At 52.7% G+C, this 26,072-nt stretch carries 25 protein-coding genes and 1 pseudogene; 22 read left to right on the top strand and 4 right to left on the bottom strand.

The window, feature by feature from the left end; all coding sequences use genetic code 11:
* Nucleotides 1–7: 7 nt before the first annotated feature.
* On the bottom strand, nt 8–2,680 hold the full coding sequence (gene rcsD, locus ACJHWT_RS02305; RefSeq protein WP_001249154.1) for a phosphotransferase RcsD: 2,673 nt from the start codon (nt 2,678–2,680) through the stop codon (nt 8–10).
* 739 nt (nt 2,681–3,419) lie between these two features.
* On the opposite strand from rcsD, the gene ompC reads away from it, so the two are divergent.
* The 6 genes from ompC (at nt 3,420) to mqo (ending at nt 11,085) form a co-directional block, all read left to right on the top strand.
* Complete coding sequence (ompC, locus tag ACJHWT_RS02300; protein WP_000865545.1) at nt 3,420–4,547, top strand: porin OmpC; 1,128 nt, start codon at nt 3,420–3,422, stop codon at nt 4,545–4,547.
* 111 nt (nt 4,548–4,658) lie between these two features.
* On the top strand, nt 4,659–5,714 hold the full coding sequence (gene apbE / locus ACJHWT_RS02295) for an FAD:protein FMN transferase ApbE (protein ID WP_000406059.1): 1,056 nt from the start codon (nt 4,659–4,661) through the stop codon (nt 5,712–5,714).
* A gap of 73 nt (nt 5,715–5,787) precedes the next feature.
* Nucleotides 5,788–6,852, top strand: coding sequence for a bifunctional DNA-binding transcriptional regulator/O6-methylguanine-DNA methyltransferase Ada (gene ada / locus ACJHWT_RS02290; protein ID WP_000786347.1), 1,065 nt, complete (start codon nt 5,788–5,790; stop codon nt 6,850–6,852).
* Nucleotides 6,852–7,502: a DNA oxidative demethylase AlkB gene (gene alkB / locus ACJHWT_RS02285; RefSeq protein WP_000884929.1), complete on the top strand. Its 651-nt coding sequence runs from the start codon at nt 6,852–6,854 to the stop codon at nt 7,500–7,502. The genes ada and alkB overlap by 1 nt, the downstream gene beginning before the upstream one ends.
* 75 nt (nt 7,503–7,577) lie before the next feature.
* Entirely contained in the window at nt 7,578–9,221 is a 1,644-nt protein-coding gene (yojI, locus tag ACJHWT_RS02280; RefSeq protein ID WP_000422234.1) for a microcin J25 efflux ABC transporter YojI, read from the top strand.
* A gap of 217 nt (nt 9,222–9,438) precedes the next feature.
* Nucleotides 9,439–11,085, top strand: coding sequence for a malate dehydrogenase (quinone) (gene mqo, locus ACJHWT_RS02275; RefSeq protein ID WP_000758050.1), 1,647 nt, complete (start codon nt 9,439–9,441; stop codon nt 11,083–11,085).
* A 149-nt stretch (nt 11,086–11,234) separates the two neighbouring features.
* Here mqo and eco read toward each other — a convergent pair whose 3' ends face one another.
* Together eco and ACJHWT_RS02265 are read right to left on the bottom strand one after the other, a co-directional pair.
* The gene (gene eco, locus ACJHWT_RS02270; protein ID WP_000712252.1) at nt 11,235–11,744 is read right to left on the bottom strand and encodes a serine protease inhibitor ecotin; all 510 of its coding nucleotides are present in this window, start codon (nt 11,742–11,744) and stop codon (nt 11,235–11,237) included.
* Between the two features lie 113 nt (nt 11,745–11,857).
* A complete protein-coding gene (locus ACJHWT_RS02265; protein WP_001296243.1) occupies nt 11,858–12,022 on the bottom strand; it encodes a hypothetical protein in 165 nt (54 codons plus the stop codon).
* 108 nt (nt 12,023–12,130) lie between these two features.
* Between ACJHWT_RS02265 and napF the strand changes: the two genes are divergently transcribed.
* Genes napF through ccmH form a run of 15 tightly spaced genes read left to right on the top strand, consistent with a single transcriptional unit; the run spans nt 12,131 to nt 24,270 of the window.
* On the top strand, nt 12,131–12,625 hold the full coding sequence (gene napF, locus ACJHWT_RS02260) for a ferredoxin-type protein NapF (protein WP_065203318.1): 495 nt from the start codon (nt 12,131–12,133) through the stop codon (nt 12,623–12,625).
* Nucleotides 12,615–12,878, top strand: a complete 264-nt coding sequence (napD, locus tag ACJHWT_RS02255) for a chaperone NapD (protein WP_000557384.1) — start codon at nt 12,615–12,617, stop codon at nt 12,876–12,878. The genes napF and napD overlap by 11 nt, the downstream gene beginning before the upstream one ends.
* Complete coding sequence (gene napA / locus ACJHWT_RS02250; RefSeq protein WP_000778069.1) at nt 12,875–15,361, top strand: nitrate reductase catalytic subunit NapA; 2,487 nt, start codon at nt 12,875–12,877, stop codon at nt 15,359–15,361. Before napD ends, napA begins: the two co-directional genes overlap by 4 nt.
* A 6-nt stretch (nt 15,362–15,367) precedes the next feature.
* Nucleotides 15,368–16,063 (top strand): ferredoxin-type protein NapG, encoded by a 696-nt coding sequence (napG, locus tag ACJHWT_RS02245; RefSeq protein ID WP_000091291.1) that lies wholly within the window; start codon nt 15,368–15,370, stop codon nt 16,061–16,063.
* The gene (gene napH / locus ACJHWT_RS02240) at nt 16,050–16,913 is read left to right on the top strand and encodes a quinol dehydrogenase ferredoxin subunit NapH (protein ID WP_000013515.1); all 864 of its coding nucleotides are present in this window, start codon (nt 16,050–16,052) and stop codon (nt 16,911–16,913) included. The genes napG and napH overlap by 14 nt, the downstream gene beginning before the upstream one ends.
* Nucleotides 16,910–17,359, top strand: coding sequence for a nitrate reductase cytochrome c-type subunit (gene napB, locus ACJHWT_RS02235; protein ID WP_000835174.1), 450 nt, complete (start codon nt 16,910–16,912; stop codon nt 17,357–17,359). The genes napH and napB overlap by 4 nt, the downstream gene beginning before the upstream one ends.
* 9 nt (nt 17,360–17,368) lie before the next feature.
* A complete protein-coding gene (napC, locus tag ACJHWT_RS02230; RefSeq protein WP_000528376.1) occupies nt 17,369–17,971 on the top strand; it encodes a cytochrome c-type protein NapC in 603 nt (200 codons plus the stop codon).
* A 12-nt stretch (nt 17,972–17,983) separates the two neighbouring features.
* Nucleotides 17,984–18,607: a cytochrome c biogenesis heme-transporting ATPase CcmA gene (ccmA, locus tag ACJHWT_RS02225; protein ID WP_000525567.1), complete on the top strand. Its 624-nt coding sequence runs from the start codon at nt 17,984–17,986 to the stop codon at nt 18,605–18,607.
* Nucleotides 18,604–19,266, top strand: a complete 663-nt coding sequence (gene ccmB / locus ACJHWT_RS02220) for a heme exporter protein CcmB (RefSeq protein WP_000971720.1) — start codon at nt 18,604–18,606, stop codon at nt 19,264–19,266. Before ccmA ends, ccmB begins: the two co-directional genes overlap by 4 nt.
* A gap of 41 nt (nt 19,267–19,307) precedes the next feature.
* Nucleotides 19,308–20,045, top strand: coding sequence for a heme exporter protein CcmC (ccmC, locus tag ACJHWT_RS02215; protein ID WP_001295447.1), 738 nt, complete (start codon nt 19,308–19,310; stop codon nt 20,043–20,045).
* The gene (gene ccmD, locus ACJHWT_RS02210; protein ID WP_000186540.1) at nt 20,042–20,251 is read left to right on the top strand and encodes a heme exporter protein CcmD; all 210 of its coding nucleotides are present in this window, start codon (nt 20,042–20,044) and stop codon (nt 20,249–20,251) included. Before ccmC ends, ccmD begins: the two co-directional genes overlap by 4 nt.
* Nucleotides 20,248–20,727 (top strand): cytochrome c maturation protein CcmE, encoded by a 480-nt coding sequence (gene ccmE / locus ACJHWT_RS02205; RefSeq protein ID WP_001026418.1) that lies wholly within the window; start codon nt 20,248–20,250, stop codon nt 20,725–20,727. Before ccmD ends, ccmE begins: the two co-directional genes overlap by 4 nt.
* On the top strand, nt 20,724–22,667 hold the full coding sequence (gene ccmF, locus ACJHWT_RS02200; RefSeq protein ID WP_000982446.1) for a cytochrome c-type biogenesis heme lyase CcmF: 1,944 nt from the start codon (nt 20,724–20,726) through the stop codon (nt 22,665–22,667). Before ccmE ends, ccmF begins: the two co-directional genes overlap by 4 nt.
* A complete protein-coding gene (gene dsbE / locus ACJHWT_RS02195; protein WP_000824439.1) occupies nt 22,664–23,221 on the top strand; it encodes a thiol:disulfide interchange protein DsbE in 558 nt (185 codons plus the stop codon). The genes ccmF and dsbE overlap by 4 nt, the downstream gene beginning before the upstream one ends.
* Nucleotides 23,218–24,270, top strand: a complete 1,053-nt coding sequence (gene ccmH, locus ACJHWT_RS02190) for a cytochrome c-type biogenesis thiol:disulfide oxidoreductase CcmH (RefSeq protein ID WP_001211577.1) — start codon at nt 23,218–23,220, stop codon at nt 24,268–24,270. Before dsbE ends, ccmH begins: the two co-directional genes overlap by 4 nt.
* Nucleotides 24,271–24,304: 34 nt before the next feature.
* Here ccmH and narP read toward each other — a convergent pair whose 3' ends face one another.
* Entirely contained in the window at nt 24,305–24,952 is a 648-nt protein-coding gene (narP, locus tag ACJHWT_RS02185) for a nitrate/nitrite response regulator protein NarP (protein ID WP_001113637.1), read from the bottom strand.
* Between the two features lie 319 nt (nt 24,953–25,271).
* On the opposite strand from narP, the pseudogene ACJHWT_RS02180 reads away from it, so the two are divergent.
* Nucleotides 25,272–26,069, top strand: a pseudogene (locus tag ACJHWT_RS02180) (pertactin-like passenger domain-containing protein).
* The last annotated feature ends 3 nt before the right edge of the window (nt 26,070–26,072 follow it).

Genomic DNA, 26,072 nt, shown 5'->3' with positions numbered 1-26,072 from the left:
TACCTTGCTACAGCAAGCTCTTGACATAACTGTCAATGTCGCTGATGTATTTTTCTATTCCTGGAACATCCTTCTCACGAATCAGATGTTCCAGCGTTTCACATAACTGCTTGCCGGGTACCAGATTTAGCATGGCAAATACGCCTTTAAGACGATGAGCCGTTTGGGCTAACGCAGCAAAGTCACTGGTTGCTGCTTCAGTATACAGCCTCTTAACATCATCCGGTACTGTGTCTACAAAGAGCGCATAATAGCCGCTGGCATGGAGTTGCGCATTTTCATCTCCGCCCAGAGGCGATTCTGTCACCTCTTCCTGCGCCAGTTGCACTTCAATTAATTGTAAGACCGCTTCCTGCATAGCGTTGCTCATATTGAAGTTGACGCACAATTGACCAGGCCCAATTTCCCGTACGCCAGACTCATCATCGCTTAAAAGCAAGCCAGAGGCAGTAAGATTAGACGGATTATCCGTTAAAAAGATATCATAATCTTGACTAATTAATCTTTCATCGGGTGTGATACAGGTTGCACCCCAATTTTCTAACTGGCGAGTGACAATATTCCGAATTTCTGCCGAAGTAACATCCACCATTACGCAGACATCATCCAGTAAACGCTCTTCTTCCTCTTCAACTTCCGGGTCAGCTGCGAGCATTTTGATATGCACAGAGTAGCGAGTACCAAGCCCATCCCGCGTTTTGATGTTTAAATGACCGCCCAGTTTACGCGCCAGTTGATCGCTCAGCCAGAATGCCAGCGGGTCCGCCTTGCCATAGCGATCGTTTTGGGTCTGGTTGATAAACGGGAAGTGCAAATTATCCATTTCATGAATACTTACGCCTTCTCCCGTGTCCAGAATGCGGAACGTCAGGCGGTCTTCGGAGGACTCATCCTGATCAACCTCAAGGGTGATTTTTCCCAATTGCGTTGAGGTCACGGCATATTGCATCAGTAGCAGCAAAATACGTCGTAAGGCATCGCGATCGCCGCGGCGCATATCGTGTGCTTTCAGATGATTGTTAATCAGCAGTTGCAGACCTTTACGCTTGATGGCAGGCAACACTGAAGGCACAACTTCATCAATTAAATCCTGCACGGAGAACAGCACCGTCTCACTTTTCCAGCTATCGTCCGCAAGCATGTTCGCTAACTGTATTTCATCGACCAGCCGCACCAGCACATCCGCCTGATTCGTCAGTTGTTTGCCTTCCGGGGCGTTGAGTTTAGCCGCGCTCTCCGCCAGGGACTGTGCGGGTTCTTTCAGCGCATCGCCAATGTTTTTCATAAAGGTCATCCGCCCCTGCTGGTTTTTCTCATACAGACGCTGCGCCTGCTTGAGTTTCTTGTTTACCAGCACTTCGCGATCCTGATCGCGAATAATGAAAATTTGTGTGCGCGGCGCAACCTGGCTGCGGAACATGCGGATCTCATACAGCTCGTTATTGATCGTCGCCTGAATAATCCCCTGATGCTGTTCCGCCATGGTGGTGATGTTTTGCAGATTCAAATGCGGCAGCAAATGATCGGCAATTTTGTTACTTATGACAGTGCGGTTCGATTCCTGATCGTGAACCAGCAGGCCGAGCGGCAGTAGTGAGACTATCTCTTCATTGATTGCCCGTAAAATGCGCAATTCGTTATTGACCGCCGTGTTGGGTAGACTTTCTGTACTGCGACTGGAGAAATGGCGAAATGTGGTATAGCCAAATAACGCCAGCGCCAGCAAACCGATGTTCAGCAGCAGTGGCAGCAGAATGTTTTGCAACGTATCCAGCAATAAGGTGCCATAAGGAACCTGCCAGACCAGGCGCATATCGGTAGAGTTGAGTGCCGAGGAGATTTCAATCTTCGTACTGTTAAAGTGGATACTGACGCTATCCGTCCCTTCTTTCTCATTATCATTGTCTCCCGTTGCCGTCGCGTCTGGCTCAAGGCGGAAACTGTCCAGCGGCATACCCGGTGGGATCAAATCATTAATCGGCAGATCAAAAGCCACAACCGTTGCCAGATGTCCCGGCTGGTTGAACGTGGTACGCAAGGTAAAGTAATGACCGTTCTGCCAGGCCAGGCGGCGCATGTTAGAAAAGCTTTCGCGTTCATCGAGGGCGTTGGCCTGTTGCAACATCTCTGCACGACGTGAATCAACAATGTCGCTGACGGTCGATTCTTTAAATCCGGAGGTGAGATCTTTGAGGGGCAGGGTTGAGATCAGCACCAGACTGTTATCCTGACCATTCAGGTAATACATCGACCACGGTACATTTTCTGCGCCCCACAATGTATCCAGATAAGTGGACATCCGTTGAGTCATCTCAAGCGTTGAGTTGTCGTGAGAGCCAAAGATTAACGCTTCCGTTTTGCGGCGTGGTTTCTCCAGATAGTAGACATCCTGTTTCAGGCGCGTCTCTTGTAAACCTTCGCCGGAGGAGGGGGTGGTCGTCGCGGCAATGTTGTCGTAGATCTGCCAGGTCACGTAACGCCAGGTATCGACGCGCTTTTGGATAGCGTGGGTAATGTCGACAATCTGGTAACTTTTATCTTTCAGCCAGGCGTTAACGGCGCTTTGTACCATTACACCCATCGTCACCAGTAACACAATGATCAACAGTAAAAAGAAGCGGGTAATGCTCCCCGGTAGGAGTGAAAAGCGGGTCGTGGCCGTTGTCTCTTTCTGACGCATTCGTGTTTATGACCTGTTAAAACTTCGCGAAGTGATAGGGCAGTATAAAGGGTACAGTGTGAAATTCCAGACTCTTACCGGATTGATGATTCTCTATTCTCCCGTGATATTTATCATCCTGCATTGGGGGAAATAGATGTACAAGCGCCATTTTGCTGTACAAATAACCTACAAAAAGCCTAACGAAATTAATTGCAAATAAACGAAGATTGCTGGAAATTATGCTGATGTTAATTATTTGTGAAATAGTTAACAAGCGTTATAGTTTTTCTGTGGTAGCACAGAATAATGAAAAGTGTGTAAAGAAGGGTAAAAAAAAACCGGATGCGAGGCATCCGGTTGAAATAGGGGTAAACAGACATTCAGAAATGAATGACGGTAATAAATAAAGTTAATGATGATAGCGGAAGATATTCTAGTTGCGAGTGAAGGTTTTGTTTTGACATTCAGTGCTGTCAAATAATTAAGAATAAGTTATTGATTTTAACCTTGAATTAATATTGCTTGATGTTAGGTGCTTATTTGGTCATTCCGCAATAATCTTAAAAAGTTCCCTTTCATTTACATTCTGAAACATCTATAGCGATAAATGAAACATCTTAAAAGTTTTAGTATCATATTCGTGTTGGATTATTCTGCATTTTTGGGGAGAATGGACTTGCCGACTGATTAATGAGGGTTAATCAGTATGCAGTGGCATAAAAAAGCAAATAAAGGCATATAACAGAGGGTTAATAACATGAAAGTTAAAGTACTGTCCCTCCTGGTCCCAGCTCTGCTGGTAGCAGGCGCAGCAAACGCTGCTGAAGTTTACAACAAAGACGGCAACAAATTAGATCTGTACGGTAAAGTAGACGGCCTGCACTATTTCTCTGACGACAAGTCTGTAGATGGCGACCAGACCTACATGCGTCTTGGCTTCAAAGGTGAAACTCAGGTTACTGACCAACTGACCGGTTACGGCCAGTGGGAATATCAGATCCAGGGCAACGCTCCGGAAAGCGAAAACAACTCCTGGACCCGTGTGGCATTTGCTGGTCTGAAATTCCAGGACATCGGTTCTATCGACTATGGTCGTAACTACGGCGTAGTTTACGACGTAACTTCCTGGACCGACGTACTGCCAGAATTCGGTGGCGACACTTACGGTTCTGACAACTTTATGCAGCAGCGTGGTAACGGCTTCGCGACCTACCGTAACACTGACTTCTTCGGTCTGGTTGATGGCCTGAACTTTGCTGTTCAGTACCAGGGCCAGAATGGTAGCGTAAGCGGTGAAAGTGATCCGGATTTCACTGGCCATGGCATCACCAACAATGGTCGTAAAGCTCTGCGTCAGAACGGCGACGGCGTTGGCGGATCTATCACTTATGATTACGAAGGCTTTGGTATCGGTGGTGCGATCTCCAGCTCCAAACGTACCTGGGATCAGAACAACACTGGTCTGATCGGTACTGGCGACCGTGCTGAAACCTACACTGGTGGTCTGAAATACGACGCTAACAACATCTACCTGGCTGCTCAGTACACCCAGACCTACAACGCAACTCGCGTAGGTTCCCTGGGTTGGGCGAACAAAGCACAGAACTTCGAAGCTGTTGCTCAGTACCAGTTCGACTTCGGTCTGCGCCCGTCTGTAGCATACCTGCAGTCTAAAGGTAAAAACCTGGGCACCATCGGTACTCGTAACTACGACGACGAAGATATCCTGAAATATGTTGATGTTGGTGCTACTTACTACTTCAACAAAAACATGTCCACCTATGTTGACTACAAAATCAACCTGCTGGACGACAACCAGTTCACTCGTGACGCTGGCATCAACACTGATAACATCGTAGCTCTGGGTCTGGTTTACCAGTTCTAATCTCGATTGATATCGAACAAAGGGCCTGCGGGCCCTTTTTTCATTGTTTTCAGCGTACAAACACAGTTTTTTGGTGTACTCTTGCGACCGTTCGCATGAGGATAATCACGTATGGAAATAAGCTTTACCCGCGTGGCACTGCTGGCTGCCGCGCTCTTCTTTGTTGGTTGCGATCAAAAACCACAACCCGCCAAAACCCACGCTACTGAAGTTACCGTTCTTGAAGGCAAAACCATGGGTACCTTCTGGCGTGCCAGCATTCCGGGCATTGACGCCAAACGCAGTGCCGAACTTAAAGAAAAGATTCAGACCCAGCTGGACGCCGACGATCAGCTGCTTTCGACCTATAAAAAAGATTCCGCGCTGATGCGCTTTAACGACTCGCAAAGTTTGTCGCCGTGGCCAGTAAGTGAAGCGATGGCCGATATCGTCACCACCTCGCTACGCATTGGCGCGAAGACCGATGGCGCGATGGATATTACCGTCGGGCCGCTGGTGAATCTGTGGGGCTTTGGCCCGGAACAACAGCCGGTTCAAATTCCGAGCCAGGAACAGATCGATGCGATGAAAGCCAAAACCGGCTTACAGCACCTGACGGTGATTAATCAGTCCCACCAGCAATATCTGCAAAAAGACCTGCCGGATTTATATGTCGATCTCTCTACCGTCGGTGAAGGTTATGCGGCGGATCACCTGGCACGCTTGATGGAGCAGGAAGGGATTTCCCGCTATCTGGTGTCGGTGGGCGGCGCGCTGAACAGCCGTGGTATGAACGGTGCAGGCCAGCCGTGGCGGGTAGCGATTCAAAAACCAACCGATAAAGAAAACGCGGTTCAGGCGGTGGTGGATATCAACGGTCATGGCATTAGCACCTCTGGCAGCTACCGTAACTATTACGAACTGGACGGCAAACGTCTTTCCCATGTTATCGATCCGCAAACCGGGCGTCCTATCGAACACAATCTGGTATCCGTGACGGTGATTGCCCCGACGGCGCTGGAGGCCGATGCCTGGGATACTGGCTTAATGGTGCTCGGGCCGGAGAAAGCCAAAGAGGTTGTTCGCCGGGAAGGACTGGCGGTCTACATGATCACCAAAGAGGGTGATAGTTTTAAAACCTGGATGTCGCCGCAGTTTAAAAGCTTCCTTATCAGCGAAAAAAATTAAAGCGCAAGATTGTTGGTTTTTGTGCAATGGTGACCGGGCAGACTAAAGGCTATCCTTAACCAGGGAGCTGATTATGAAAAACGCCACATGCTTAACTGACGATCAACGCTGGCAATCTGTCTTAGCCCGCGACCCGAATGCCGACGGCGAATTCGTTTTCGCCGTGCGCACCACAGGCATCTTTTGCCGTCCGTCTTGCCGCGCCAGACATGCTTTGCGGGAAAACGTTTCTTTCTATGCCGATGCCAGTGAGGCGCTTGCCGCTGGCTTTCGCCCCTGCAAACGTTGTCAGCCAGACAAAGCCAATCCCCAACAACATCGCCTTGATAAAATCACCCACGCCTGCCGACTGCTGGAACAGGAAACGCCTGTAACGCTGGAATCCTTAGCCGAACAGCTGGCGATGAGTCCGTTCCATTTGCATAGATTGTTTAAAGCGACTACCGGAATGACGCCGAAAGCCTGGCAGCAGGCCTGGCGTGCTCGCCGATTGCGGGAGTCTCTGGCAAAAGGGGAGAGCGTGACTCAGGCGATTCTCAGTGCCGGATTCCCCGACGGCAGCAGTTACTACCGTAAAGCCGACGAAACGCTGGGCATGACGGCTAAACAATTCCGTCACGGTGGCGAAAATCTGGCGGTGCGTTACGCGCTGGCTGATTGTGAGCTGGGCCGTTGCCTGGTGGCAGAAAGTGAGCGGGGGATTTGCGCGATATTACTGGGCGATGATGACGCGACACTAATCAGCGAGTTACAGCAGATGTTTCCCGCTGCCGACAGCGCGCCTGCCGATCTTACGTTTCAGCAACATGTGCGTGAAGTGATCGCCAGCCTCAATCAACGCGATACGCCGCTGACGTTACCACTGGACATTCGCGGCACTGCTTTTCAGCAACAAGTCTGGCAGGCACTGCGCACGATACCTTGCGGTGAAACCGTCAGTTATCAGCAACTGGCTAACGCCATTGGCAAACCGAAAGCGGTACGGGCCGTTGCCAGCGCCTGTGCCGCCAACAAGCTAGCTATCGTTATACCTTGTCATCGGGTGGTCCGTGGTGATGGCACACTTTCCGGTTACCGCTGGGGCGTGTCGCGCAAAGCGCAACTGCTGCGCCGCGAAGCTGAAAATGAGGAAAGGTAATGTTGGATCTGTTTGCCGATGCTGAACCGTGGCAAGAACCACTGGCGGCTGGAGCGGTGATTTTGCACCGTTTTGCTTTTAACGCTGCGGAGCAACTGATCCGCGATATTAATGACGTTGCCAGCCAGTCGCCGTTTCGCCAGATGGTCACTCCAGGCGGATATACCATGTCGGTGGCGATGACCAACTGTGGGCATCTGGGCTGGACGACCCATCGGCAAGGTTATCTCTATTCGCCCATTGATCCGCAAACAAATAAACCGTGGCCCGCCATGCCGCAGAGTTTTCATCATTTATGTCAACGTGCGGCTACGGCAGCGGGCTATCCAGATTTCCAGCCAGATGCCTGTTTGATCAACCGCTACGTTCCTGGCGCGAAACTGTCGCTGCATCAGGATAAAGACGAACCGGATCTGCGCGCGCCAATTGTTTCTGTTTCTCTGGGCTTACCCGCGATTTTTCAATTTGGCGGCCTGAAACGAAATGATCCGCTCAAACGTTTGTTGTTGGAACATGGCGATGTGGTGGTATGGGGTGGTGAGTCGCGGCTGTTTTATCATGGCATTCAACCGTTGAAAGTGGGGGTTCATCCACTCACCACCGACTGCCGCTACAACCTGACATTCCGTCAGGCAGGTAAAAAAGAATAAAAATAAGAATTATTATTGCTGTGCGCACGAAGATGTTTAAACTGCGGGCTGTAATTCATTGTCCGGGTTTTCTGCATGGAACTTCTTGTACTTGTCTGGCGGCAGTATCGCTGGCCATTTATCAGTGTGATGGCGCTAAGCCTCGCCAGTGCGGCATTAGGCATTGGCTTAATTGCTTTTATCAATCAGCGCCTTATCGAAACGGCGGATACCAGTCTGCTGGTATTGCCGGAGTTTCTGGGGTTATTGCTGCTGTTGATGGCCGTCACTCTCGGATCGCAACTGGCGCTCACCACTTTGGGGCATCACTTCGTTTACCGACTGCGTAGTGAATTTATCAAGCGGGTTCTGGATACCCACGTCGAGCGCATTGAACAACTTGGTAGCGCTTCGTTGCTGGCGGGGTTAACCAGCGATGTGCGCAATATCACCATTGCTTTTGTGCGTCTGCCGGAACTGGTGCAGGGGATCATTCTCACTATCGGTTCCGCGGCGTATTTGTGGATGCTGTCGGGCAAAATGTTGCTGGTAACGGCTATCTGGATGGCAGTCACCATCTGGGGCGGTTTTGTGCTGGTGGCGCGGGTGTACAAACATATGGCGACCCTGCGTGAAACCGAAGATAAGCTGTACACGGATTTTCAAACCGTACTCGAAGGGCGCAAAGAGCTGACTCTGAACCGGGAACGCGCCGAGTATGTGTTTAACAACCTCTACATTCCTGATGCGCAAGAGTATCGCCATCATATTATCCGCGCAGACACCTTCCATCTTAGTGCCGTGAACTGGTCAAACATCATGATGCTGGGCGCTATCGGCCTGGTGTTCTGGATGGCGAACAGTCTCGGTTGGGCTGATACCAACGTTGCCGCGACCTATTCGTTGACGCTTTTATTCCTGCGTACGCCGCTGCTTTCGGCGGTTGGCGCATTGCCGACGCTGCTGACGGCGCAGGTGGCGTTTAACAAGCTGAACAAATTCGCGCTCGCGCCTTTCAAAGCAGAGTTTCCGCGCCCGCAGGCGTTTCCCAACTGGCAAACGTTGGAGCTGCGTAACGTGACGTTTGCTTATCAGGATAACGCGTTTTCCGTTGGGCCGATTAACCTCACCATCAAACGTGGTGAACTGCTGTTTCTGATTGGTGGCAACGGTAGCGGAAAATCGACGCTGGCGATGTTGCTGACGGGCTTGTATCAGCCACAAAGCGGCGAAATCTTGCTGGATGGCAAACCTGTCAGCGGCGAACAACCGGAAGATTATCGCAAACTGTTTTCGGCAGTGTTTACCGATGTCTGGCTGTTTGATCAACTGCTGGGGCCGGAGGGGCAACCCGCTAACCCGCAACTGGTTGAGAAGTGGCTGGTGCAGCTGAAAATGGCTCATAAGCTTGAGTTAAGCAACGGGCGTATTGTTAACCTGAAGTTATCAAAAGGGCAGAAAAAACGCGTGGCGCTGTTGCTGGCGCTGGCAGAAGAACGCGATATTATCCTGCTGGATGAATGGGCGGCGGATCAGGACCCACACTTCCGTCGTGAGTTTTATCAGGTGCTGCTGCCGCTGATGCAGGAGATGGGTAAAACCATATTCGCCATCAGTCATGATGATCATTACTTTATCCACGCTGACCGCCTGCTGGAAATGCGCAACGGGCAACTTAGCGAGCTGACAGGCGAAGAGCGCGATGCTGCTTCGCGTGATGCCGTTGCCCGGACGGCATAATATTACGACGCTGACCTGGCGGACTGCTGCCGCCAGGTCAATATTCTAAAAATACCTTCGTTTCTAATAACCCTATAATTAATCAACGAAATTATAATGTTTCTAAAATTAGAATATAATTTATAAACATTATTTAAATGTTGTTACTTAAGTGTTACCGTTGATGCCGCGCAAATCTCACCTGCAATAAAGCGACTAAAAGTAAGGCATTAACAAGATGAAAAAAGTGACTGCCATGCTCTTCTCGATGGCCGTGGGGCTTAATGCCGTTTCGATGGCGGCAAAAGCGAAAGCGTCCGAGGAGCAGGAAACTGATGTACTGTTGATTGGCGGCGGCATTATGAGCGCCACGTTGGGGACCTATTTACGCGAGCTGGAGCCTGAATGGTCGATGACCATGGTGGAGCGCCTGGAAGGTGTCGCGCAGGAGAGTTCGAACGGCTGGAACAACGCCGGAACCGGGCATTCTGCACTGATGGAACTCAATTACACCCCGCAAAATGCCGACGGCAGCATCAGTATTGAAAAAGCAGTCGCCATTAACGAAGCATTTCAGATTTCCCGCCAGTTCTGGGCGCACCAGGTCGAGCGCGGTGTGCTGCGTACTCCGCGTTCATTTATCAATACCGTTCCGCATATGAGCTTTGTCTGGGGCGAGGATAACGTTAATTTCCTGCGCGCCCGTTACGCCGCGTTGCAACAAAGCTCGCTGTTTCGCGGTATGCGTTACTCTGAAGATCACGCGCAGATCAAAGAGTGGGCACCGTTAGTGATGGAAGGGCGCGATCCGCAACAGAAAGTAGCGGCAACACGCACAGAAATTGGCACTGATGTGAACTATGGCGAGATCACCCGCCAGTTGATCGCCTCCTTACAGAAGAAATCTAACTTCTCGCTGCAACTCAGCAGCGAAGTCCGCGCCCTAAAGCGTAATGACGATAACAGCTGGACCGTCACCGTTGCCGATCTGAAAAACGGCACTGCACAGAACATCCGCGCCAAATTTGTCTTTATCGGCGCGGGCGGTGCGGCGCTGAAACTGTTACAGGAATCGGGGATTCCGGAGGCGAAAGACTACGCCGGTTTCCCGGTGGGCGGACAGTTCCTTGTTTCGGAAAACCCGGACGTGGTTAATCACCATCTGGCGAAGGTTTACGGTAAAGCATCCGTTGGCGCACCACCGATGTCGGTTCCGCATATCGATACCCGTGTTCTTGACGGTAAACGCGTAGTGCTGTTTGGGCCATTTGCCACCTTCTCAACCAAATTCCTCAAAAACGGTTCATTGTGGGATCTGATGAGTTCCACCACCACCTCTAACGTGATGCCGATGATGCACGTTGGGCTGGATAATTTCGATCTGGTGAAATATCTGGTGAGTCAGGTGATGTTGAGTGAAGAGGATCGTTTTGAAGCGTTGAAAGAGTACTATCCGCAGGCGAAAAAAGAGGACTGGCGTTTGTGGCAAGCGGGGCAGCGCGTGCAGATTATCAAGCGTGATGCCGATAAAGGTGGCGTACTGCGTCTGGGTACTGAAGTCGTCAGTGACCAGCAAGGGACCATTGCCGCGCTCCTGGGGGCATCGCCAGGAGCGTCAACCGCCGCGCCGATTATGTTGAATCTGCTGGAAAAAGTATTTGGCGATCGCGTTTCCAGCCCGCAATGGCAGGCTACGTTGAAAGCGATCGTTCCGTCTTATGGACGCAAGCTGAACGGTGATGTAGCGGCAACAGAACGCGAGTTGCAGTACACCAGCGAAGTGCTGGGGCTGAAATACGACAAGCCGCAGGCAGCAGATAGTACGCCGAAACCGCAGTTGAAACCGCAACCCGTTCAAAAAGAAGTGGCGGATATTGCGTTGTAATGATGTGCCACATCCGGCATGGTTTGCCGGATGTGGCGTATGCTGATAAGACGCTTCAGCGTCGCATCAGGCAACCGGCTCGGGCGTTAGATGTCGGATGCGGCGTAACCGCCTTATTCGGCCTACAGGTTGCAGCACTTCACAGCAGTTTAGCGGACAACCGCGTTGTCAATTTTCTCTTCCGCCTTCCAGACACGGTACTTCACATCCACATTGTCTGGCGTATACACCACGATCGGCAGCTTGCTGTTGTAACGCAGCATTCCAGCATCGCCCAGATACGCGGTGACAAATTTCTTCTCTTTCTTGCCATCCGGGCAGGCCATCATCGTGGAAACCGGCGAGCTAACTTTATCAAAGACATAATAATCATAGCCCCAGCCTTCCAGCGTTTTGCTTTCCAGCTTCCCGCCGAGACGATGCAAATTGCAGTCGACTTCCAGCGTCTGACCGATTAACAGTTCTACTTTCAGGGTAGATTCATCTTCTTGCGGAGTTAACTGAATCACCTGACGCTTCATGCCTTTTTCAGCTTGTGGATAAGGTGCGATTTTTTCCAGTGGCTGGACGCTTTCTGCCGCCCAGGCGGAAGTGGTGGCGAAAGCGGCAAACAATACTGCAGGTAGAATGGTCTTCATTTTTTTGCTTTCCTTCTTCATTTATAGGTTTTCACCGATGATGTTGCTGAAGGTTAACATATTCATCAGATTTATTAATTTGCTTTATGAATAACTTAAAGAACATTCAGATAATTTTACCTGCTCTTTTAGTGTTAAATTCTGATGAGAAAACAAACCAGCAGAAATATCTCTGGCGAATTAATCGCTATATAAATATGTTTATAACCATTTGAAATGTGAGCAAAAGCCCGTTTTTGCCACGCTTCCCGCCACTCTTTTGATCCTGCTACAGGTTTTACCCCGATCGGGGTATGCATCTTTGACACATCCTTTAATATCTTAGCGGCTATAAAAATGGCTTATTAATTATGCGGTTTATTTGGTCGCTCTCAATTTTCAGAGCGCGTTAATGATGGAAGGTCAATGTGAAGATTGATGCATCCCGTCGGGGCATACTCACTGGTCGCTGGCGCAAAGCCAGTAACGGTATCCGTCCGCCCTGGTCCGGTGATGAATCTCATTTTCTGACCCATTGCACCCGCTGTGATGTCTGTATTAATGCTTGTGAAAACAACATTCTGCAACGCGGCGCGGGTGGCTATCCGAGCGTTAATTTCAAAAATAACGAGTGCAGCTTCTGTTACGCCTGCGCGCAGGCTTGCCCCGAATCGCTATTTTCTCCGCGCCACACCAGGGCCTGGGATTTGCAGTTCACCATTGGGGACGCGTGCCTGGCGTATCAGTCAGTTGAATGCCGCCGCTGTCAGGATAGCTGTGAGCCAATGGCAATTGTCTTTCGCCCGACGCTCTCCGGGATCTACCAGCCGCAACTTAATAGCCAACTTTGCAACGGATGTGGAGCATGTGCAGCCAGCTGTCCGGTATCAGCCATAACTGCGGAGTATCTCCATGCACACTAACTGGCAAGTTTGCAGCCTGGTCGTGCAGGCCAAAAGCGAACGAATTTCAGACATCAGCACCCAACTGAACGCCTTTACCGGCTGTGAAGTTGCTGTCAGCGACGCGCCGAGCGGTCAGTTGATTGTGGTGGTAGAAGCAGAAGACAGCGAAACGCTGATCCAAACCATTGAGTCAGTACGCAACGTAGAGGGCGTGCTGGCGGTGTCGCTGGTTTATCACCAGCAGGAAGAGCAAGGTGAGGAAACACCATGAAACTCAGTCGTCGTAGCTTTATGAAAGCTAACGCCGTTGCGGCCGCTGCGGCGGCTGCCGGTCTCAGCGTGCCGGGCGTTGCCCGCGCCGTTGTTGGTCAGCAGGAAGCCATTAAATGGGATAAAGCGCCGTGCCGTTTCTGCGGTACGGGTTGCGGCGTTCTGGTCGGAACGCAGCAGGGGCGTGTGGTGGCCTGTCAGGGCGACCCGGACGCACCGGTTAACCGTGGCCTGAACTGCATTAAGGGCTATTTCCTGCCCAAAATCATGTACGGTAAAGACCGTTTGACGCAGCCGCTGCTGCGTATGAAAAACGGTAAATATGACAAAGAAGGCGAATTTACCCCAATCACCTGGGATCAGGCCTTCGATGTGATGGAAGAGAAATTTAAGACTGCCCTGAAAGAAAAAGGGCCGGAATCGATCGGTATGTTCGGTTCTGGTCAGTGGACTATCTGGGAAGGTTATGCCGCGTCCAAGCTGTTTAAAGCGGGCTTCCGTTCGAACAACATCGACCCGAACGCGCGTCACTGTATGGCGTCGGCAGTAGTTGGCTTTATGCGTACCTTTGGTATGGATGAGCCGATGGGCTGCTACGACGACATCGAGCAGGCTGACGCGTTTGTGCTGTGGGGCGCAAACATGGCGGAGATGCACCCGATCCTCTGGTCGCGCATCACTAACCGTCGTCTCTCTAACCAGAACGTTACCGTGGCGGTGCTTTCTACCTACCAGCATCGTAGCTTCGAGCTGGCGGATAACGGCATCATCTTTACGCCGCAATCTGACCTGGTGATCCTGAACTATATCGCCAACTATATCATTCAAAACAATGCGATAAATCAGGACTTCTTCAGCAAACACGTTAACCTGCGCAAAGGGGCGACGGACATCGGCTACGGTTTACGTCCGACCCATCCGCTGGAAAAAGCAGCGAAGAATCCGGGTTCTGACGCCTCCGAACCGATGAGCTTTGAAGATTACAAAGCCTTCGTTGCTGAATATACGCTGGAAAAAACCGCCGAAATGACCGGCGTGCCGAAAGACCAGTTAGAACAACTGGCGCAGCTGTATGCCGATCCGAACAAGAAAGTCATCTCCTACTGGACGATGGGCTTCAACCAGCATACCCGTGGTGTGTGGGCCAACAACCTGGTCTACAACCTGCACCTGCTGACCGGCAAAATTTCCCAGCCGGGTTGCGGTCCGTTCTCCCTGACCGGGCAGCCTTCCGCGTGTGGTACTGCGCGTGAAGTGGGCACCTTTGCTCACCGTCTGCCTGCGGACATGGTGGTGACTAACGAGAAACACCGTGATATCTGCGAGAAGAAGTGGAATATCCCGAGCGGCACCATTCCGGCGAAAATCGGTCTGCACGCGGTGGCACAAGACCGTGCGCTGAAAGACGGCAAGCTGAATGTTTACTGGACCATGTGTACCAACAACATGCAGGCCGGGCCGAACATTAATGAAGAGCGTATGCCGGGCTGGCGCGATCCGCGCAACTTTATCATCGTTTCCGATCCGTATCCGACAGTCAGTGCGCTGGCCGCCGACTTGATCCTGCCGACCGCAATGTGGGTAGAGAAAGAGGGCGCTTACGGTAACGCCGAACGCCGTACTCAGTTCTGGCGTCAGCAGGTACAGGCACCGGGCGAAGCGAAATCGGATCTCTGGCAGTTAGTCCAGTTCTCCCGCCGCTTCAAAACAGAAGAAGTATGGCCGGAAGAGCTGCTGGCGAAGAAACCGGAACTGCGTGGCAAAACGCTGTACGAAGTGCTGTATGCCACCCCGGAAGTGAGCAAATACCCGGTATCCGAACTGGCGGAAGATCAGCTGAACGATGAATCCCGCGAGCTGGGCTTCTATCTGCAAAAAGGGCTGTTCGAAGAGTACGCATGGTTTGGTCGCGGTCACGGTCACGATCTCGCGCCGTTCGATGACTACCACAAAGCACGCGGTCTGCGCTGGCCGGTGGTGAACGGTAAAGAAACGCAGTGGCGTTACAGCGAAGGTAACGACCCGTACGTGAAAGCGGGCGAAGGCTACAAGTTCTACGGTAAACCGGATGGCAAAGCGGTGATCTTCGCGCTGCCGTTCGAACCGGCGGCGGAGGCACCGGATGAAGAGTACGACCTGTGGCTCTCTACCGGACGCGTTCTGGAGCACTGGCATACCGGCAGTATGACTCGCCGTGTACCGGAACTGCACCGCGCCTTCCCTGAAGCGGTCCTGTTTATTCACCCGCTGGATGCGAAAGCGCGCGATCTGCGTCGTGGCGACAAAGTGAAAGTGGTTTCTCGCCGTGGCGAAGTGATCTCGATTGTCGAAACGCGCGGTCGTAACCGTCCGCCGCAGGGCCTGGTGTACATGCCGTTCTTCGACGCCGCACAGCTGGTTAACAAACTGACGCTGGACGCGACCGATCCGCTCTCGAAAGAGACGGACTTCAAGAAGTGCGCGGTCAAACTGGAGAAGGTGTAAGCCATTATGTCCCGGTCAGCGAAACCTCAAAATGGTCGCCGCCGCTTTCTGCGCGATGTTGTTCGCACAGCAGGCGGGCTGGCTGCCGTGGGTGTGGCGCTGGGGTTACAACAGCAAACCGCACGCGCATCTGGCGTGCGGTTGCGCCCGCCCGGAGCCATAAACGAGAACGCCTTTGCCAGTGCCTGTGTGCGTTGCGGTCAGTGTGTTCAGGCTTGCCCTTACGACACCTTAAAACTGGCGACGCTGGCTTCTGGCCTGTCGGCGGGCACGCCATATTTTGTTGCGCGGGATATTCCTTGCGAAATGTGTGAGGACATTCCGTGCGCCAAAGTGTGCCCGAGCGGTGCGCTGGATCGTGAGATCGAATCGATCGACGACGCGCGGATGGGGCTGGCGGTGCTGGTGGACCAGGAAAACTGTCTCAACTTTCAGGGGCTGCGCTGCGATGTTTGTTATCGCGAATGCCCGAAAATTGATGAGGCCATCACCCTGGAGCTGGAGCGCAACACGCGTACCGGTAAGCACGCCCGCTTTCTGCCGACGGTTCACAGCGACGCCTGTACCGGTTGCGGTAAGTGCGAAAAAGTGTGCGTGCTGGAACAACCGGCAATCAAGGTGTTACCGCTGTCACTAGCGAAAGGGGAGTTAGGTCACCATTACCGCTTCGGCTGGCTGGAGGGGAACAATGGCAAATCGTAAACGTGACGCCGGGCGCGAGGCGCTGGAGAAAAAAGGCTGGTGGCGCAGTCACCGTTGGTTAGTGTTACGTCGCCTTTGTCAGTTCTTCGTGCTGGGGATGTTTTTGAGCGGTCCGTGGTTTGGTGTGTGGATCTTGCACGGCAACTACAGCAGTAGCCTGTTATTCGACACCGTTCCGCTGACCGATCCGCTGATGACGCTGCAAAGCCTTGCCAGCGGTCATCTGCCTGCCACGGTAGCGCTGACTGGTGCGGTGATTATCACCGTGCTCTACGCCCTGGCAGGAAAGCGATTATTTTGCAGCTGGGTCTGCCCGCTGAACCCGATTACCGACTTAGCGAACTGGTTACGCAGGCGCTTTGACCTCAATCAGTCTGCGACGATCCCACGCCACATTCGCTACGTGTTGTTGGTGGTCATTCTGGTGGGATCAGCCTTAACTGGCACGCTCATCTGGGAATGGATCAACCCCGTTTCTCTGATGGGGCGCAGCCTGGTAATGGGATTCGGCAGCGGTGCGCTGCTTATTCTCGCGCTGTTTTTATTTGATCTACTGGTCGTTGAACACGGCTGGTGCGGGCACATTTGTCCGGTTGGCGCGCTGTATGGTGTGCTGGGTAGCAAAGGTGTGATTACCGTTGCGGCCACCGATCGGCAGAAATGTAACCGCTGTATGGATTGTTTTCATGTTTGCCCGGAACCGCATGTGCTACGTGCCCCGGTGCTGGATGAACAAAGCCCGGTGCAGGTCACCAGCCGCGATTGCATGACGTGCGGTCGCTGCGTGGATGTCTGTTCTGAGGATGTATTTACAATAACTACACGATGGAGTTCGGGAGCGAAATCATGAAAAGCCATGACCTGAAGAAAGCGCTGTGTCAATGGACGGCGATGCTGGCCCTGGTGGTAAGCGGCGCGGTTTGGGCGGCTAATGGCGTCGATTTTAGCCAGTCGCCGGAAGTATCCGGGACGCAGGAAGGGGCCATTCGGATGCCAAAAGAGCAGGATCGGATGCCGCTGAACTATGTGAATCAGCCGCCAATGATCCCGCATAGCGTTGAAGGTTATCAGGTAACGACCAATACCAACCGCTGCTTGCAGTGCCACGGTGTCGAAAGTTATCGCACCACTGGCGCGCCGCGCATTAGTCCTACTCACTTTATGGACAGCGACGGCAAAGTGGGCGCGGAAGTGGCTCCGCGTCGTTATTTCTGTCTGCAATGTCACGTACCGCAGGCCGATACCGCGCCAATCGTGGGGAATACCTTTACCCCATCAAAAGGTTACGGGAAATAAGAGGTTATTATGGGAAATTCTGACCGTAAGCCTGGTCTGATTAAGCGCCTGTGGAAATGGTGGCGTACCCCCAGCCGTCTGGCGCTGGGGACGCTGCTGTTGATCGGTTTTGTCGGCGGCATCGTCTTCTGGGGCGGCTTTAACACCGGGATGGAAAAAGCCAATACCGAAGAGTTCTGCATTAGCTGCCACGAAATGCGTAACACGGTGTATCAGGAATACATGGATTCCGTGCACTACAACAACCGTAGCGGCGTCCGTGCGACCTGTCCGGATTGTCACGTTCCGCACGAGTTTGTGCCGAAGATGATACGCAAGCTCAAAGCAAGTAAAGAGCTGTATGGTAAAATTTTTGGCGTTATTGACACGCCGCAGAAATTTGAAGCTCATCGCCTGACGATGGCACAGAATGAGTGGCGGCGCATGAAGGACAATAACTCGCAGGAGTGCCGTAACTGTCACAACTTCGAGTATATGGATACAACCGCCCAGAAATCGGTTGCCGCGAAGATGCATGACCAGGCGGTGAAAGATGGGCAAACCTGTATTGATTGCCATAAAGGGATAGCGCACAAGCTGCCCGATATGCGCGAAGTCGAGCCAGGTTTTTAACAGGGTTATTGCGTGGGTATGCTTGAAGCCAGAGAGTTACTTTGCGAGCGGGATGAACGAACCTTATTTAGTGGCTTGTCATTTACGCTGAACGCAGGAGAGTGGGTACAAATCACCGGTAGCAACGGCGCGGGGAAGACAACGCTTCTCCGTTTGCTGACGGGGTTGTCTCGCCCTGATGCGGGTGACGTTCTCTGGCAAGGGCAGCCCTTGCATCAGGTACGCGACAGCTACCATCAAAACCTGTTATGGATAGGCCATCAGCCGGGGATCAAAACCCGGCTGACGGCGTTAGAAAATCTGCACTTTTATCATCGCGATGGCGATACCGCACAATGTCTGGAAGCCCTGGCGCAGGCCGGGCTTGCCGGATTCGAAGATATTCCGGTAAATCAACTTTCTGCCGGGCAACAACGCCGCGTCGCTTTAGCGCGTCTGTGGTTGACCCGTGCCACGTTATGGATACTCGACGAGCCTTTTACCGCGATTGACGTTAACGGCGTCGATCGTCTGACCCAGCGTATGGCGCAGCATACGGAGCAGGGGGGGATTGTGATTCTGACTACCCACCAGCCGCTCAACGTTGCTGAAAGTAAAATTCGCCGCATTTCACTGACGCAAACGGGGGCCGCATGATGTTCTGGCGCATTTTCCGTCTTGAGCTGCGCGTAGCGTTTCGCCATAGCGCCGAAATCGCCAACCCGCTGTGGTTCTTCCTGATTGTAATTACCCTTTTTCCGCTCAGTATCGGTCCGGAGCCGCAACTGCTGGCGCGTATTGCGCCGGGCATTATCTGGGTTGCCGCGCTGCTTTCATCCTTGCTGGCACTCGAGCGACTGTTCCGTGACGATTTGCAGGACGGCAGTCTTGAACAATTGATGTTGTTGCCGTTACCCTTGCCCGCCGCTGTGCTGGCGAAGGTGATGGCGCACTGGATGGTAACCGGTCTGCCGTTACTCATCCTTTCGCCCCTGGTAGCAATGCTACTGGGAATGGATGTTTATGGCTGGCAAGTGATGGCGTTAACGCTACTGCTGGGAACCCCTACGCTTGGCTTTCTTGGTGCGCCGGGCGTGGCGCTGACAGTGGGACTTAAGCGCGGTGGTGTGCTGCTCAGCATACTGGTGTTACCGCTGACTATCCCATTACTCATCTTTGCCACCGCCGCGATGGACGCGGCTTCTATGCATTTGCCCGTTGATGGGTATCTGGCAATTTTAGGCGCGTTGCTGGCAGGCACCGCGACATTAAGTCCTTTTGCGACGGCGGCAGCGTTACGAATCAGCATTCAATAACGCTGGATTACTGATTTTTGTTCGAGTCTGGTATCGAAACTATGTGGAAAACACTGCATCAACTGGCGATCCCACCACGGCTGTATCAAATCTGTGGCTGGTTTATACCGTGGCTGGCAATTGCCAGTGTGGTCGTGCTTACCGTCGGCTGGATCTGGGGGTTCGGCTTTGCTCCGGCTGATTATCAGCAGGGAAATAGCTACCGCATTATCTACCTGCATGTGCCTGCGGCGATCTGGTCGATGGGCATTTATGCATCAATGGCGGTGGCAGCGTTTATTGGCCTGGTCTGGCAGATGAAAATGGCCAACCTGGCGGTGGCGGCGATGGCCCCCATTGGTGCCGTGTTTACCTTTATTGCCCTGGTTACCGGCTCTGCATGGGGAAAACCGATGTGGGGCACCTGGTGGGTATGGGATGCACGTCTGACTTCTGAACTGGTGCTGCTGTTTCTGTATGTTGGTGTCATTGCCCTGTGGCACGCCTTCGACGACCGTCGTCTGGCTGGCCGTGCGGCAGGTATCCTGGTGCTGATTGGCGTGGTGAATCTGCCGATTATTCATTACTCCGTTGAGTGGTGGAACACCCTGCATCAGGGATCAACGCGGATGCAGCAAAGTATCGATCCGGCGATGCGTTCGCCGCTGCGCTGGTCGATTTTTGGCTTCCTGCTCCTGTCTGCCACGCTGACGCTGATGCGGATGCGTAATTTGATTTTGCTGATGGAAAAACGCCGTCCGTGGGTGAGTGAACTGATACTGAAAAGAGGCCGTAAATGACCCCTGCATTTGCTTCCTGGAATGAATTTTTCGCAATGGGCGGTTACGCCTTTTTTGTCTGGTTGGCGGTGGTGATGACCGTTATTCCGCTGGTGGTTTTGGTCGTGCACTCGGTGATGCAACATCGCGCAATTCTGCGTGGCGTGGCGCAACAGCGGGCGCGTGAGGCGCGTTTACGTGCTGCGCAACAGCAGGAGGCTGCATGAATATTCGCCGTAAAAACCGCTTGTGGATTGCCTGTGCCGTGTTGGCAGGGCTGGCGCTGACTATCGGTCTGGTGCTATATGCGCTGCGCTCGAATATCGATCTCTTTTATACGCCGGGGGAAATTCTCTACGGCAAGCGTGAAACTCAGCAAATGCCGGAAGTCGGTCAGCGTCTGCGCGTTGGCGGGATGGTGATGCCGGGGAGTGTGCAGCGCGATCCCAATTCGCTGAAAGTGACCTTCACCATTTACGATGCTGAAGGCTCAGTGGATGTTTCTTACGAAGGCATTTTGCCGGATCTGTTCCGTGAAGGGCAGGGCGTTGTGGTGCAGGGCGAGCTGGAAAAAGGCAATCATATCCTCGCGAAAGAAGTGCTGGCGAAACATGATGAAAACTATACGCCGCCAGAAGTTGAGAAAGCGATGGAAGCTAACCACCGTCGCCCGGCGAGTGTTTATAAGGACCCAGCATCATGATGCCGGAAATTGGTAACGGGCTGCTGTGCCTGGCGCTGGGAATTGCGCTGCTGCTGTCCGTGTATCCGCTATGGGGCGTGGCGCGCGGAGATGCGCGCATGATGGCGTCTTCCCGCTTGTTTGCCTGGCTGCTGTTTATGTCTGTGGCTGGCGCATTTCTGGTGCTGGTCAATGCTTTCGTGGTCAACGACTTCACCGTCACCTATGTTGCCAGCAACTCCAATACCCAGCTTCCGGTGTGGTATCGCGTGGCGGCTACCTGGGGCGCGCATGAAGGCTCGCTCCTGCTGTGGGTGCTGCTGATGAGCGGCTGGACCTTTGCGGTGGCGATTTTTAGTCAGCGTATTCCGCTGGATATTGTGGCCCGCGTACTGGCGATAATGGGGATGGTCAGTGTCGGCTTTTTGCTGTTCATTCTCTTTACCTCTAACCCATTCTCACGCACGCTGCCGAATTTCCCGATTGAAGGGCGCGATCTTAACCCGCTGTTGCAGGATCCGGGGCTGATCTTCCATCCGCCTCTGCTCTATATGGGGTACGTCGGTTTCTCGGTGGCGTTTGCTTTCGCCATTGCTTCTTTGTTGAGTGGGCGTCTGGACAGCACCTATGCGCGTTTTACCCGCCCGTGGACGCTGGCGGCGTGGATCTTCCTGACGCTCGGCATTGTGCTCGGTTCCGCATGGGCCTATTACGAACTCGGCTGGGGCGGCTGGTGGTTCTGGGATCCGGTAGAAAACGCCTCGTTTATGCCGTGGCTGGTGGGGACTGCGCTGATGCATTCACTGGCGGTCACTGAACAACGCGCCAGCTTCAAAGCGTGGACATTACTGCTGGCAATCAGTGCCTTCTCGTTGTGTCTGTTGGGGACTTTCCTCGTGCGTTCCGGCGTGCTGGTATCGGTACACGCGTTTGCCTCTGATCCGGCGCGCGGTATGTTTATCCTCGCCTTTATGGTGTTGGTGATTGGCGGTTCGCTGCTGCTGTTTGCCGCGCGTGGACACAAAGTTCGCTCACGCGTAAACAATGCGCTGTGGTCGCGGGAATCTCTGCTGTTAGCGAACAACGTTTTGCTGGTCGCCGCGATGCTGGTGGTATTACTGGGGACGCTGCTGCCGCTGGTGCACAAGCAACTGGGACTGGGCAGTATTTCGATTGGCGAACCGTTCTTCAACACCATGTTTACCTGGCTGATGGTGCCGTTTGCGCTGCTGCTCGGTGTCGGTCCTCTGGTGCGCTGGGGGCGCGATCGCCCACGTAAAATCCGCAATTTGTTGATTATCGCCTTCATCTCTACGCTGGTGCTGTCGCTGCTGTTGCCGTGGCTGTTCGAAAGCAAAGTTGTGGCGATGACAGTGCTCGGCCTGGCAATGGCCTGCTGGATTGCGGTGCTGGCAATTGCGGAAGCTGCGCTGCGTATTTCACGCGGCACGAAAACCACCTTCAGTTATTGGGGGATGGTGGCGGCTCACCTGGGGCTGGCAGTGACAATTGTTGGCATTGCTTTTAGTCAGAACTATAGCGTTGAGCGTGATGTGCGCATGAAGTCCGGCGATAGCGTCGATATTCATGAATATCGCTTCACCTTCCGTGATGTCAAAGAGGTGACCGGTCCGAACTGGCGTGGCGGTGTGGCGACTATCGGCGTAACGCGAGATGGCAAGCCGGAAACAGTGCTGTATGCAGAAAAACGTTATTACAACACTGCCGGGTCGATGATGACCGAAGCGGCGATTGACGGTGGCATCACGCGTGACCTGTACGCGGCGCTCGGTGAAGAGCTGGAAAACGGCGCGTGGGCCGTGCGTCTTTACTACAAACCATTTGTTCGCTGGATTTGGGCGGGCGGGCTGATGATGGCGTTGGGCGGACTGCTGTGTCTGTTTGATCCTCGCTATCGTAAGCGCGTGAACCCGCAGAAAACTGCGCCGGAGGCTGTATGAAGCGCAAAGTATTGTTAATTCCGTTGATTATCTTCCTGGCGATTGCCGCGGCGCTGCTGTGGCAGCTGGCGCGTAATGCCGAAGGGGATGATCCGACCAATCTGGAATCCGCGCTTATTGGCAAGCCGGTGCCGAAGTTTCGCCTCGAATCACTGGACAATCCGGGGCAGTTTTATCAGGCGGATGTGCTGACTCAGGGCAAACCAGTGCTGCTTAACGTCTGGGCGACCTGGTGTCCGACCTGCCGTGCGGAACATCAATATCTGAATCAGCTTTCTGCGCAGGGCATTCGCGTAGTTGGTATGAACTATAAAGACGATCGCCAGAAGGCAATCAGCTGGCTGAAAGAGCTGGGCAATCCTTACGCACTAAGCCTGTTTGATGGCGACGGCATGTTAGGACTGGATCTCGGTGTCTATGGCGCGCCAGAAACGTTCCTCATCGACGGCAACGGCATCATTCGCTATCGCCATGCGGGCGATCTCAATCCTCGCGTCTGGGAAGAAGAGATCAAGCCACTGTGGGAGAAATACAGTAAGGAGGCCGCACAATGAGGTTTTTATTGGGCGTGCTGATGCTGATGATCTCCGGCTCAGCGCTGGCGACCATCGACGTGTTGCAGTTTAAAGATGAAGCACAGGAACAACAGTTCCGTCAGCTCACTGAAGAACTGCGCTGCCCGAAATGCCAGAACAACAGCATTGCCGATTCCAACTCGATGATTGCCACCGACCTGCGCCAGAAAGTGTATGAACTGATGCAGGAAGGCAAAAGTAAGAAAGAGATTGTCGATTATATGGTGGCGCGTTACGGCAACTTCGTCACTTACGATCCGCCGTTAACGCCGCTGACCGTGCTGCTGTGGGTGCTGCCAGTAGTGGCTATTGGCATTGGCGGTTGGGTCATATACGCCCGTTCGCGGCGTCGGGTACGCGTGGTGCCGGAAGCGTTTCCAGAACAAAGCGTGCCGGAAGGTAAGCGTGCCGGATATGTTGTTTATCTGCCGGGTATTGTGGTGGCGTTAATTGTGGCTGGCGTCAGCTACTACCAGACTGGCAATTATCAGCAGGTGAAAATCTGGCAGCAGGCCACGGCACAGGCTCCGGCGTTACTGGACAGGGCGCTGGATCCGAAAGCCGATCCGCTCAACGAAGAAGAGATGTCGCGCCTTGCGCTGGGGATGCGTACTCAACTGCAAAAAAATCCGGGAGATATAGAAGGCTGGATTATGTTGGGCCGCGTTGGCATGGCGCTGGGTAACGCCAGTATCGCCACCGATGCATACGCCACTGCGTATCGCCTCGATCCGAAAAACAGCGATGCTGCACTGGGATACGCTGAAGCGTTGACACGTTCATCTGATCCCAACGACAACCGCCTCGGTGGTGAACTGCTACGCCAGTTGGTGAGAACTGACCACAGCAATATCCGTGTGCTAAGCATGTATGCGTTTAATGCCTTTGAGCAGCAGCGATTTGGCGAAGCCGTTGCCGCGTGGGAGATGATGTCGAAACTCTTACCTGCCAACGATACTCGCCGTGCGGTGATTGAACGTAGTATCGCGCAGGCGATGCAACATTTGTCGCCGCAGGAGAGTAAATAAAAAGAGGCCCGATGGTGATGCCATCGGGCTATTTTTATTGTGCCCCGCGTTGTTGCAGGAACAGAATGGTGGCCGCCACGCGTGAGCGGACATTGAGTTTACGCAGCAGATTGCGAATGTGTACTTTTACTGTCTGCTCGGAAATATTCAACACCGAGGCAATCTGTTTATTTGACAGCCCCTGTGCCAGCTCGTGCAGAACATCCAGCTCGCGCTCCGTCAGCACGCTGAAGGGATCTTCTTCTGCGCCAAACATTTCACGTTCACGTAAGTACTGATTGACGCGTTCGCTAAAGACTTTGCTGCCTTTCGCTCCGGCACGAATCGCTTCCAGCAACACTTCCGGGTCGCTGTCTTTCAACAGATAACCGTCTGCGCCTGCGTCTATCAGCGCAAAGACATCGCTGGAGGCATCGGATACGGTCAGGATAATAATTTGCGCGGTAACGCCATCCCTGCGCAAGGCATTGAGGGTATCCAGGCCACTCATACCTTTCATATTGAGATCCAGCAAGATCACGTCGATATCCAGTCTATTCGCCAGATCGATCGCGCTCGCGCCGTCGCCCGCTTCGGCGACCACTTCAAAGCCAGGATCAAGCTCCAGTAACTGACGAACACCGCGTCGCATAAGTGGATGATCATCCACAATCATCACCTGAAAAGGCGTTGCTTCAGGCATAGTAGTCTCCTGAGGTTTTATTAGAATCATTATGTTTGAGCGTAGCGTTGGTAACGCTACCAGGCGCGTGAATGTTACCCCATTTTATGTATGGACATGTAGCGAAAACTACAACCTTGTCGTTCGCTTTGGCATCATTTTCATTATAAAGACGGAATTTTGCATCAGCTTCTCATCAAGAAAAACAACTAAAAAATCAATCACAATACTTGTGCATTTCTTTAAACAGTTTTTAAAAACTGACTCCGGGTATGGAGCTATGGGTATTTTCTCTACCCAATGCTTTTAACAGCAATTAATTTCATAGGATGAAAGCTCAATGCATCAATCTGGTTCTGTTTCTCTTTGTCGTTCCGCAATATCTGTTCTGGTGGCTACAGCGTTATATTCACCCATAGCATTGGCATCAACAGTTGAGTATGGTGAGACAGTTGATGGTGTTGTCCTGGAAAAAGATATCCAGCTGGTTTAAGGGACCGCCAATAATACGAAAATCAATCCTGGCGGAGAACAGCATATTAAAGAATTTGGTGTAAGTAGTAATACTGAAATTAACGGCGGGTATCAGTACATTGAAATGAATGGCACCGCAGAATACTCAGTATTAAATGACGGTTATCAAATTGTTCAAATGGGTGGTGCGGCAAACCAGACTACGATCAATAATGGAGTGCTACAGGTTTATGGCGCGGCGACTGATCCCACGATTAAAGGAGGGCGCGGTGATGCGGCATTTACGTTGGGCAATGCCGGAAGCGTTGTTGATATCAGTACGTATGAATATACCTTGCTGGATAATGGCAACCATAGCTGGAGTCTCGCAGAGAATCGCGTACAAATGCCCCCTTCAACCACGGATGTGCTGAATATGGCGGCAGCACAACCGCTGGTATTTGATGCAGAACTGGACACCGTGCGTGGGCGTCTTGGTAGCGTAAAAGGCGTTAATTACGATACGGCGATGTGGAGTTCGGCAATTAACAGCCGCAACAACGTGAACACTGATGCGGGAGCTGGCTTTGAGCAAACATTGACGGGCCTGACGCTCGGTATCGACAGCCGTTTCTCCCGTGAAGAAAGCAGCACAACTCAGGCGGGTGTGGTCTGGACGTTCTGATAA

It is taken from the genome of Escherichia sp. WS338 (genome assembly GCF_046486405.1).
GTDB lineage: Bacteria > Pseudomonadota > Gammaproteobacteria > Enterobacterales > Enterobacteriaceae > Escherichia > Escherichia coli.
The sequence above is the reverse complement of the archived record's forward strand: the minus strand, read 5'-3'. Positions and strand labels throughout refer to the sequence as shown.